At 73.0% G+C, this 10,472-nt stretch carries 10 protein-coding genes; 2 read left to right on the top strand and 8 right to left on the bottom strand.

Annotation, left to right across the window (positions count from 1 at the left end):
- Nucleotides 1-67 precede the first annotated feature (67 nt).
- Nucleotides 68-646 (top strand): NADPH-dependent FMN reductase, encoded by a 579-nt coding sequence (gene ssuE / locus Vgi01_RS27525; protein ID WP_013733041.1) that lies wholly within the window; start codon nucleotides 68-70, stop codon nucleotides 644-646.
- Here the strand turns inward: ssuE and Vgi01_RS27530 are convergent, their stop codons facing one another.
- The 8 genes from Vgi01_RS27530 to Vgi01_RS27565 all read right to left on the bottom strand — a co-directional run bounded on the left by Vgi01_RS27530 (nucleotide 647) and on the right by Vgi01_RS27565 (nucleotide 9,640).
- A complete protein-coding gene (locus Vgi01_RS27530) occupies nucleotides 647-889 on the bottom strand; it encodes a ferredoxin (RefSeq protein ID WP_126713142.1) in 243 nt (80 codons plus the stop codon). It abuts the gene before it with no gap.
- Nucleotides 861-2,048, bottom strand: coding sequence for a cytochrome P450 (locus tag Vgi01_RS27535; protein ID WP_204293007.1), 1,188 nt, complete (start codon nucleotides 2,046-2,048; stop codon nucleotides 861-863). The genes Vgi01_RS27530 and Vgi01_RS27535 overlap by 29 nt, the downstream gene beginning before the upstream one ends.
- Entirely contained in the window at nucleotides 2,045-3,664 is a 1,620-nt protein-coding gene (locus Vgi01_RS27540) for a dipeptide ABC transporter ATP-binding protein (protein ID WP_204293008.1), read from the bottom strand. The genes Vgi01_RS27535 and Vgi01_RS27540 overlap by 4 nt, the downstream gene beginning before the upstream one ends.
- A complete protein-coding gene (locus Vgi01_RS27545; RefSeq protein ID WP_233579644.1) occupies nucleotides 3,654-4,505 on the bottom strand; it encodes an ABC transporter permease in 852 nt (283 codons plus the stop codon). The genes Vgi01_RS27540 and Vgi01_RS27545 overlap by 11 nt, the downstream gene beginning before the upstream one ends.
- Nucleotides 4,502-5,437: an ABC transporter permease gene (locus Vgi01_RS27550; RefSeq protein WP_013733046.1), complete on the bottom strand. Its 936-nt coding sequence runs from the start codon at nucleotides 5,435-5,437 to the stop codon at nucleotides 4,502-4,504. Before Vgi01_RS27550 ends, Vgi01_RS27545 begins: the two co-directional genes overlap by 4 nt.
- Nucleotides 5,434-7,050: an ABC transporter substrate-binding protein gene (locus tag Vgi01_RS27555; RefSeq protein ID WP_013733047.1), complete on the bottom strand. Its 1,617-nt coding sequence runs from the start codon at nucleotides 7,048-7,050 to the stop codon at nucleotides 5,434-5,436. The genes Vgi01_RS27550 and Vgi01_RS27555 overlap by 4 nt, the downstream gene beginning before the upstream one ends.
- 66 nt (nucleotides 7,051-7,116) lie before the next feature.
- Nucleotides 7,117-8,145, bottom strand: a complete 1,029-nt coding sequence (locus Vgi01_RS27560) for an LLM class flavin-dependent oxidoreductase (RefSeq protein WP_204293009.1) — start codon at nucleotides 8,143-8,145, stop codon at nucleotides 7,117-7,119.
- A 67-nt stretch (nucleotides 8,146-8,212) separates the two neighbouring features.
- Nucleotides 8,213-9,640: a DHA2 family efflux MFS transporter permease subunit gene (locus tag Vgi01_RS27565; RefSeq protein ID WP_013733049.1), complete on the bottom strand. Its 1,428-nt coding sequence runs from the start codon at nucleotides 9,638-9,640 to the stop codon at nucleotides 8,213-8,215.
- Between the two features lie 83 nt (nucleotides 9,641-9,723).
- Here Vgi01_RS27565 and Vgi01_RS27570 point away from each other — a divergent pair, with 83 nt between their 5' ends.
- On the top strand, nucleotides 9,724-10,416 hold the full coding sequence (locus Vgi01_RS27570; RefSeq protein WP_204293010.1) for a TetR/AcrR family transcriptional regulator: 693 nt from the start codon (nucleotides 9,724-9,726) through the stop codon (nucleotides 10,414-10,416).
- Nucleotides 10,417-10,472: the final 56 nt, after the last annotated feature.

Consider the following 10,472-nt stretch of genomic DNA (forward strand, 5'->3'; position numbering starts at 1 on the left):
TTCTCGGATGTGCGCTCACGCCGGCTGGGCGAGGATCGCAGGAACCGGCAATCACGAGAGGTCTGGCATGCCCACCGTGCTCTCCGTCTCCGGCAGCCCGTCGGCGACCTCGCGTACCGCTGGCCTGCTTCGTCACCTCGACCGGCAGTTGGTCGCCGACGGGCACGAGGTGATCCCGCTGGACGTGCGGACCCTGCCCGCGCACGTGCTGGTCGGCGCCGACCCACGCCACCCGGCGATCACCGGCGTGGCGGCGCTGGTCGCGGAGGCCGACGGGCTGGTGATCGGCACACCGATCTACAAGGCCGCCTACTCCGGCCTGTTGAAGTGCCTGTTCGACCTGCTGCCGCAGTACGCCCTGGCGGGCAAGACGGTGCTGCCGCTGGCCACCGGTGGCAGCAGGGCCCATGTGCTGGCCATCGACTACGCGCTGCGTCCCGTCCTGACCGCGATGGGCGCGGGGCACGTCCTGCCCGGCTGGTTCACCCTCGACACCGACCTGGTCGTCGGCGACGACGGCACACTTGTCGTCGCGCCGGCTGCCGCCGACGCGCTCTGCGAGGTCGTCGACCGGTTCGCGGCGGCGCTGCACCGCGCGGTGACCAGCGCGCCCCCGGACGGCACGGGGCGACCGGGAATGCGCTGATCAGTGGGGCGGATCGGCCGTGCCGGTCACGGTGATCGCCTGGGCCGGGCACAGCGCCGCCGCCTCGGTCACCACGGACCGCAGGGAGCCGGGGAGGCTGCCGCGCAACAGCCGGACGGTGCCCTCGTCGGACTGGCCGAAGACCGTCGGGTCGGTCCGCACGCACTGCCCGGCGCCGACGCACCGTGCCGCGTCGACGTTGACGTGGACCGGGTCACCAGGTGACCGGAAGGCGTTGGACACCCTGCACACCCCCCGCCTCCTTGCCGCCCAGCTCCTCGACGGGCACCGCGAGCGCCAGCGTCGGCAGCCGCGTGAACAGACGGGACAGGGCGATCTCCAACTCGGCGCGGGCCAGGTTCGCACCGATGCACTGGTGGGGGCCGTGCCCGAAGGTCACGTGCTGGCGACCGCCACGACGAGGGTCGAAGCGGTCCGGGTCGGGGAACGGGCCCGGGTCCCGGTTGGCCGCCGAGAGAGCGACCACCACCGCGTCGCCGGCGGCGATCCGGACGCCGGCCACCTCGGTGTCGCGGGTGGCGAAGCGGGCCACGCCGTCGGCCACGGCGGTGTGCCGCAGGATCTCCTCCACCACCGCGCCGACCCGCGTCGGGTCGGCGGCGACGGCGCCGGCGTCCTGCTCCAGCAGGAGAGCCACTCCGAGCGCCAACGTGCTGGCCGTGGTGTCGTGCCCCGCCACGAGCAGCAACAGTGCCAGGTCGACCAGGTCAGGGGTCGTGACCGTGCCGGTGGCCACCTGCTCGTCGACGAGCACGTCGAGCATGTCCTCGCCGCCTCTGCCCTTCGTTTCGATCAGACCGAGCAGATAGCGCTTCAGCTGGCCGAAGGCGTCCGCGCTCTCGGCGGCCGTCGAGGTGCCCGCCGCGATGCGCCGGGACTGGTGCTCGAAGAACTCGTGGTCGGCGTACGGGACGCCGAGCAGGCGGCAGATCACGACCGACGGCACCGGGAGCGTGAAGGTCGCAACGAGGTCCACTCCGGGCCCGCGCCGAACCACCTCGTCGAGGAGGGAGTCCACGATCTCGGTGATGGCCGGCCGGAGTGTGGCCACCCGCTTGGCGGTGAAACCGGAGATGAGCATGCGCCGCTGCGCCGTGTGCTCGGGCGGGTCCATCCCGATGAAGTTGCGGACCGCGCGGGCGGCCTCGAACCGCGCGGCGAGCGCCGGGAACGCGGGGTGCTGCCGGTCTGAGGAGAAGGTCGCGGCGTCCAGCAGCACCTGCCGTGCCGTCTCGTGGCCGGTGACCAGCCACGCCGGCCGGCCGTCGTACAGCCGTACGCGGGTCACCGGCCGCTCGTAACCCCCTGCCGGGCGATAGGGGCAGGCGCGCCGCTGCGGATACTGCGGCGACGCGGTCGCCGCAGACGGGATCTCGATCATGCGACTCCTTCGGGGTGGGCGGCGTAGGCGTCCCCCGGCCGGGGGAGGGCGGCGATGAGCTGCGCGGTGTAGGGGTGCGTCGGCCGGGCGAAGACCTCGGTCACCGGCCCGCTCTCCACGACCGTCCCGGCCCGCATCACCAGGACCCGGTCCGCCACGTGGTGCACCACCGCGAGGTCGTGGCTGATCAGCACCAGCGCGGTACCCAGGTCGGCGCGGATGTCGGCGAAGAGGTCCAGGATCTGTGCCTGCACCGAGACGTCCAGCGCGGAGACCGGTTCGTCGCACACGATGACCTCCGGGTCGCGGGCGAGCGCGCGGGCGATGGCGACCCGCTGCCGCTGCCCGCCGGACAATGTGCGCGGGTGCCGGTCGGCCATGGCCGGGTCGAGACCGACCTGGTCGAGCAGCTCGCGGACCCGGGCCCGGTCGACCCCCGCCTCGGCGATCAGCCGTCCCACCCGGTAGCGCGGGTCGAACGAGCCGAGCGGGTCCTGCTGCACCCACTGCACGCGGCCCCGCTGCCGCCGCGCCTCCGGCACCCCCGACCAGGGCTGCCCGAACAGCTCGATGGTGCCGGTGTCCGGTTCGAGGAGCCCGAGCAGCAGATGCGCGAGGGTGCTCTTGCCCGAGCCCGACTCGCCGACCACGCCGAGGATCTCACCGGCCGAAAGTGAGAACGACACCTCCGACACGGCCGCGAGCCGTGCCCCGCCCGGCCCGCGGAACGTCTTGGAGACCTCCCGGACCCGCGCCAGGACACCGGACGGACGCGGCGTACGGGTTCGCGCCGGTGTGCTGCGCGGCCCGGCCAGTCGGGCGCCGCGGGCGTGCGCGGAGGGCGTGGCCGCGAGCAACTGCCGGGTGTACGGGTGCTCCGGCGCGCGCAGCACGTCGGCCGTGCAGCCGGTCTCCACGAACTCTCCGTCGCGCATCACCGCGACCCGGTCGGCGAGCAGGGCCACCACGGACAGGTCGTGACTGATCAGCAGCACGGCGGTACCGGCTGCCTTGCGTGCCGCCAGCAGGTCGAGCAGCTTGGCCTGCAGGGTGACGTCCAGCGCGGTGGTGGGCTCGTCGGCCACCAGCACCGGCGGATCCGCGGCCATCGCGGCGGCGATCAGCGCGCGTTGGCGCAGACCACCGGAGAGCTGCTGCGGGTACTGCCGGGCACGCAGCTCGGGCTGCGGCACCTGGACGTCGGTGAGCAGTCGGTGGACCCGTCGCGCCACCTCACCCCGACGGACCAGACCGTGGTTGCGCGCCGCCTCGGCGACCTCGGCGCCGACGGTACGCAGTGGATCCAGCGCGGTGAGCGCGTCCTGCAACACCAGCCCCACCTGGGCGCCGCGTATCCGCCGCCACTCGCGGTCGCCCAGCCTGCTGAGTTCCTGGCCGGACACCACGAGCCGGTCGCTGCGCAGCCGTGCGCCGGGTCCGGTGAGGCCGACCAACGCGCGAGCCACCGTGCTCTTGCCCGACCCGGATTCACCTACGATGGCCAGGCACTCCCCAGCGCGCAGGTGGAAGTCCACCCCGCGCACGGCGAACACCTCGGCGCGGCCGACGCGGTACGTCACGTGCAGCCCGGCGACGGACACGACCTCATCGTCCACCGGTGCCCCGTCCCTCGAACCGGGCGCGCAGGTCGGCGCCGACGACGTAGCAGGCGATCACCGCGGCGGTGACCACCAGGCCGGGAAACACCGTCAGCCCCCAGGCGCTGTCCAGGTAGTCCCGTCCCTCGGCGAGCATCGAGCCCCACTCCGGAGCGGGTGGCTGCGCGCCCAGGCCGAGGAAGCTCAGCGAGGCGCTGGCCATCAGCGCCGTACCGACGTCCACCGCCGCGAAGGCGAGCACCGGCGGCAGCGCGTTCGGCAGCACGTGACCGAAGAAGATCCCGACCCGGGACCGGCCCATCACCACCGCCGCCGACACGTAGCCCGACCGGCGGACCACCAGCGCCTGCCCCCGGGCCAGGCGCACGTAGCCGGGTACGGCGGCGCAGGCCAGGGCGATGGTGGTGTTCACCGCGCCCGGACCGAGCACGGCGATCACCAGCAGCGCCAGCAGCAGTCCCGGGAACGCCAACAGGATGTCGGTGATCCGCATGAACAGTTCGTCGACGGCTCGCCCGGCGGCGGCGGCCAGCACCCCGAGCAGCGCGCCCACGGTCACGGCCAGCGTGGTCGCGCCGAGCCCGATGAGCAGCGACATGCGGGTGCCGTACACCACCCGGCTGTAGACGTCACGCCCGAGCTGGTCGGTGCCGAACGGGTGGTGCGGGCTGATCGGCGCGAGCGCCGAGGCGGGGTCGACCGTGTCCGGCGCGGCGGTGGCGAGCAGCGCGGGCCAGGCGGCGGCCAGGGCGAGCAACCCGAGCCCGACCCAGGCCAGCACCAGGGCGGGACGGGCACGGGCCACCGGCGCGGTGACCGGGGTGAGGACGGTCGTCATGCCGCCCACTCCCGCAGCCGGGGGTCGACGACGCGGTACAGCAGGTCGACGACCAGGTTGATCACGGTGAACAGCGCGGCGGCGACCACCACCACGCCGATCACCACCGGCAGGTCGCGGCCGAGGATGGCGGTGACCAGCGTGCGCCCGAGGCCCGGCCGGCTGAACAGCGTCTCCACCACGACCGCGCCGCTGAGCAGCGCCCCCAGGATCCAACCGGACAGGGTGAGCACCGGGATGAGGGCGTGCCGCGCGGCGTGCCGCAGCCGCAGGGCCGTCTCGGTGGTGCCTCGGGCCCGCGCGCTGAGCGCGAAGGGCTCGTCGAGGGCCTGCTCCATGCTCTGCCGCAGCACCTGGGTGAAGATGCCGACCAACCCGATCGCCTGCGTGACGGCCGGCAGCACGAGCCCTTCCAGACCGCCGGCGCCGGCGGCGGGGAAGAGGTGTAGCTGGAACGACAGCACCGCGAGCAGGATGGTGCCCACCCAGAATGTCGGGCTGGAGGCGGTCACGAGTTCCAGCAGGATGCTGACCCGGCGCAGGGTGGGCCGCCGGCCGGCGGTGGCGACCGCGAGTGCCGTCGACACCACCAGCGCGAGCAGCAGGGAGGCGACCGCGAGCTGGACGGTCCAGCCGAGGTCCGCCACGATCACCTCGACGACCGGGCGGCGCAGCTGGTAGGACTCACCCAGGTCGCCGCGCGCGAGGCCACCCAGCATGTGCGCGTACTGGGTGGCCAGCGGCTTGTCGAGGTCGAGGTCGGCGCGGACCTGGGCCACCAGGTCGTCGCTCGGGGCCAGCGTGCCGATCACCGCGCGGACCGGGTCGCCCGGTGCGAGGTGCAGCGCCGCGAACGCCACGGTCGCGGCCCCGAGGACGACCAGGACGGCCAGGGCCAGCTTGCGCGCCAGCCACCGGAGGGCAGGACTCATCCGGCGATCCATGCGCCGGCGAACAGCGGGGTGGCGTTCGCGCCGAATTCGACGCCGTGTACGTGGCGGGCCACCCCGAGCAGGCTGGTGGGCACGTAGACCGGCAGGGAGACGGCGTTCTCGACCACGTACCGCTGCGCGTCGCTGTAGATGCGCTGGCGCTGTGCCGGGTCGAGGGTGCTCACGCCGTCGGTGAGCAGCTTGTCCAGCTCGGGGATGTCGAGGCCGAAGATGTTGCCGCCGCCCTCGGCGAGCGTCGACTTCGTGCCGAAGAAGTAGCGCAAGATGTCCGGGTCGGAGCGGGTGAAGCTGACGTCGAACAGGTCCAGCGCCCGCTTGCCGATCAGGTCGCCGATCGTGCCCTGGTCGACCAGCGTGTACTGGATCTCGATACCCACCTGCTTGGCCTGCGACTGCAGGCCCTGCCCGATCAGGTTCCGTTGGTCGCGTTCCATCGCGGCGGTGTGCGGCCAGCGCAGGGTGAGCCGACGGCCGTCCTTGAGTCGGTAACCGGCGCTGTCGCGCTGGGTCCACCCCGCCTCGTCCAGCAGGCGGTTCGCCTCGGCCTGGTCGAAGGTGAACGCGTCCCGGGTCGAGTCGTCGTACAGCGGGGTGGCCGGGGTCAGTGGGCTCCACGCGCGCTGGTTCTGCCCGAAGTAGATGCTCTTGACGAGCTGGTCGAGGTCCACCGCCCGACGCAGGGCCTGGCGGACCCGGATGTCGGCCAGGATCGCGTCGCGGGAGGAGTTGAGGAAGATGGTGTACGGGGCCCCGGGGACCTCGGTCTTGAGCAGGTGGGCGCTGCCCTGCACCGTGCGCGCCTTGCTCGCCGGCACGTCGGAGACCTGCACCTGACCGCTGGTCAGCGACCCGAGCCGGACGCTGTCCTCTGCCACGAACGTGATCCGTAGCGTGTCCAGGCGGGCCGGTCCCTGGTGGGTTGCCCCGCTGGGCGACCAGGCGTAGTCGGGGTAGCGGCTCAGGTCGATGCCGACCTTCTTCTCCCACCGGACGAAGCGGAACGGCCCGGAACCGATCGGCTGTTCGCAGAGCCCGTCCTTGTTCTCCCGCAGTGACCGGGGGGACTGGATGCCCAGGTAGGGGGTGCTCAGCGTCTGGAGCAGTGCGGCGTCCGGACGGCTCAGCCGGACGGTGACGGTGGACGCGTCGGTGACCTCGGCGCTGCGGTAGGCGGCCAGCAGGCCCGCCGCGAAGCGGGACTCGGTGGCGGGATCGACGGCGTGGTCCAGGGTGGCCTTCACCGCCGCGGCGTCGAGGGTGGTGCCGTCGTGGAACCGTACTCCCGATCGCAGGTGGAAGGTGTAGGCCCGCCCGTCCGGCGCCGTCTCCCACCGCTCGGCCAGCCAGGGGTGGAAGCTCCCGTCCGGGGCCTGCCGCACGAGCGAGTCGAAGATGTTGCGGTTGATGACGCCGGTGACGTCCCGTGCGCTGACCGCGGGGTCGAGGCAGTCCGGTTCCACGGCGGTGGCGAAGGTCAGGGCGCCGCCCGTGGTGGGCTGGGCGTCGCCGGTCTGGGCCGCGGAGGTGCCGCAGGCCGCGGTGGCGGCGACCAGGAGCAGCAGAATGGCTGTCGAGCGGGTTGTCGTGCGCACGTCGGGAATCTCCTCAGGGCTGTCCGGTGGTGCGCCGCCACTGTGGGTGCCGCGCCTAAAGCTGGCCTAAACCCGCAGGTCGCGCGCATACACGGCGATGCTGGCCCGGACGGCGTCGGCCAGCAGGGCGTAAGAGCGCACGCGGTCCTCCAGCTCGGGCAGGATGGTCAGCGCCATCAGCTCGTTCGCGCCGGTCTCCGCGTGCAACCGCTGGACCCGCTCGCGCACCGTTTCGGGGCCGCCCACTATCTGGCTGGTGATCCGCTCGGCGACGAAGGCCCGTTCGGCGTCGGTGTACGAGTGCTGCTGAGCCTGCGCCGCGTTCGGAAAGGGGTCCAGTCGACCGACGGTGCGGTGCCCGATCTGACCGAGCAGGTACGGCGCGATCAGCCGCTCGGCGTGCTCGTCGTTCTCGCCGACCACGACCACGGCCGACAGGATCGCGTGCGGATCGGCGAGGTGTGCCGAGGGGCGGAACGACTTCCGGTAGAGCTGCAGCGCGGTGGCGGTGAGGGTCGGGTTGATCTGGTGGGCGAACGCGTACGGCAGCCCGAGCGAGCCGGCCAGGCGGGCGCTGCCGGGGCTGGAGCCCAGGATCCAGACCGGTACCTCGGACTCGGCAGCGGCCACGGCGGTGATCTGCCGGGGACGCGGTGCCGGGCCGAAGTGGTCGATCAGCTCGGCGAGCTCCGTCGGGAACTGGTCGGCGCCGTCGGGTGCCCGGCGCAGGGCACGGGCCGTGGCGGCGTCGGTGCCGGGGGCGCGACCGACCCCGAGGTCGACGCGGCCCGGGTACAGCGCGGCGAGGGTGCCGAACTGCTCGGCGACCACCAGCGGGGGGTGGTTGGGCAGCAGGACCCCGCCGGAGCCCACCCGCAGCGTCGAGGTGGCCGCCAGCAGGGCGCCGACCAGGACGGGAGGCGTGGCGGTGGCCAGGCACGGGGTGTTGTGGTGCTCGGCCACCCAGTAGCGGGTGTAACCGAGCCGCTCGACCTCGACGGCGAGCTGCACGGAGTCGCGCAGGGCGCGCGTCGCCGTGGAGCCGCTCCAGACCGGAACGACGTCGAGGACGGATACGGGCGGTGTGTCGGTCATCGGGGCCTCTCTGGGTGGGTACGGGGCCGGTCGACTCGGGGGCGCCGACCGGCCCCGGGTTTGGGGGTCAGGCCGCGGCGGTCTCCGCATCGGCCGGTGTGGGGGTGACGGGCTGCGGGCGTCCGGGCAGGAACCTGCTGGCCAGTGCGACGATCACGCCACCGGCGACGGTCCACCAGAAGGCTTGGTCGAAGGAGTCGGCGGGCGTCCGGCCGTCGGTGAGGCCGCTCTGCACGATGAGCGCGACCACCGCCACGCCCAGCGACGCGCCGATCTGGTTGAGGATGAACAGGGTGCCGGTCGCGCCGCCCACCGCCTCGGGCGCGACGGTGCGGTAGACGGAGCCCATCGTCGGTGCGCCGACGAGGCCGAGGCCGAAGCCGGTCACGAGTTGGGCGGCGGTGAGCAGGACCTGCGAGGTGTCCGGTCCGGCCTGGGTGTAGACGAGGGCGCTGAGCGCGATCAGCAGGGCGCCGGTCGGTACCAGCCGGCGGGGGCCGAAGGTGTCGGCGAGCTTGCCGGCCACCGGCATGCCGACCATCGTGCCCAGCCCGAGCGGTACGAGCAGCAGTCCGGCGGCGAGCACGCCCTGCCCGCGCACCTGCTGGTAGAACAGCGGCAGCAGGAACAGCAGCGAGAACAGCATGCCGCCGAGCAGGAACATGGTGAGCACGCTGGAGGTGAAGCCGCTGCTGCGGAACAGGCGCAGGTCGATGAGCGGCTGTGCGGAACGCAGCGCGTGCGCCACGTACGCGGCGACCAGCACCACCCCCACGGCGAGCCCGACGATGACCCGGGTGGCGCCGAACCCGGCCGTGCCGGCCTGCGACAGCGCGTAGATCAGGGCGGCGAAGCCGGGGGAGAGCAGGGCGACACCGATCAGGTCCAGCGGCGGCGCGGCGCCCGGCTCGGGCCGGTCGTCGCGCATGATCAGCAGCGCCAGGGCGATGGCCAGCAGCGCGATCGGCACGTTGACCAGGAAGATCCACTGCCAGGTCAGGTTCTGCAGGATCAGACCGCCGATGATCGGGCCGAGCACCGGTCCCAGGGTGATCGGGATGGAGATCAGGCCCATCGCGCGGCCCATCCGGCTCGGGCCGGCCGCCGTGGCGACCACGGTGAGCATGATGGGTTCGAGCAGGCCGCCGGCGAAGCCCTGGAACACGCGGAAGGCGATCAGGCTGCCCACGTCCCAGGCCAGGGCGCACAGCGCCGAGGCAACCAGGAAGAGGGTCAGCGCGGCCAGCCACACGCGGCGCGCGCCGAAGCGGGCCACCGCCCACCCGGCGAGCGGGATGGCGACGGCCACGGCGAGCAGGTAACCGGTGGCGACCCACGAGATCGTGCCCAGTGTGGCGTCGAAGTGGGCGGTCAGCGTCTCGACGCTCACGTTGATGATCGTGGCGTCGAAGTAGGACATCACCCCGCCGAGGACCATGACGCCGAGCAGGCGAAGCAGTGGGCCGTCGATGCGGTCGGATGGGGATTGGGTCATGGCCGTCTCCGGTTTTTGTCGGGCCGGTTCGATAGATTGAACTGATCAGTTCAGTTCGGCGCACTGCACGGTAACATGGCCGAATGACTGAGCGCGACACCCGAAACGCACCGCGCGGCAGGTTGGACAAGCGGCAGGCGATCATCGCCGCGGCCCTGCGCGTGTTCGCCCGCGAGGGCTACGGCCAGGCCAGCCTGGACACCATCGCGGCCGAGGCCGGGGTGGCGAAGCCGACCATCTACAACCACCTGGGCGGCAAGGAGAACCTGTTCCGGCACGTCCTCGCCGAGATCGCCGCGCGGTCGAACGCCAAGACCCTCGCAGCTCTCCAGACGTTCCCCACCGACCCCCACGAGCTGCGCGACCACCTCAACACCGTCGGCCTGCGGCTGGCCGAATGCTTCGTCGACGAGCAGTCCTCGGCGCTGCGCCGGCTGCTGCACGCAGAGATCGCGCGCTTTCCCGACCTGTTCGACGTCGTGCTCGACAGCGGGCCGAACCAGGCCACCGAGGCGCTCGCGGGCCGGCTCGCACGGCTGGCCAACGCCGGCTACCTGACGATCGAGGACCCGATCCGCGCCGCCCGCCAATTCGTCGCCCTGCTTACCGACGAGCTGCCCGCGATGACCGCGCTCGGCACCCGCCCGATCAATCCGGACGACCTGGAACGCGCGGTGACCGCCGGGGTGGACACGTTCCTGCGGGCCTTCGCCACACCGACCGACGCCCCGGCCGGCCCGCCCGCGCGCGAGGCCGTCGGGCCGCTGCCAGGCTGAGCCCCGGCGGGCCGCGCCGACCCGGCCGGGGCTGGTCGCCCGCCCCGGCCGCGTCC

Origin of the sequence: Micromonospora gifhornensis (assembly GCF_016863515.1) — a bacterium.
Taxonomy (GTDB): domain Bacteria; phylum Actinomycetota; class Actinomycetes; order Mycobacteriales; family Micromonosporaceae; genus Micromonospora; species Micromonospora gifhornensis.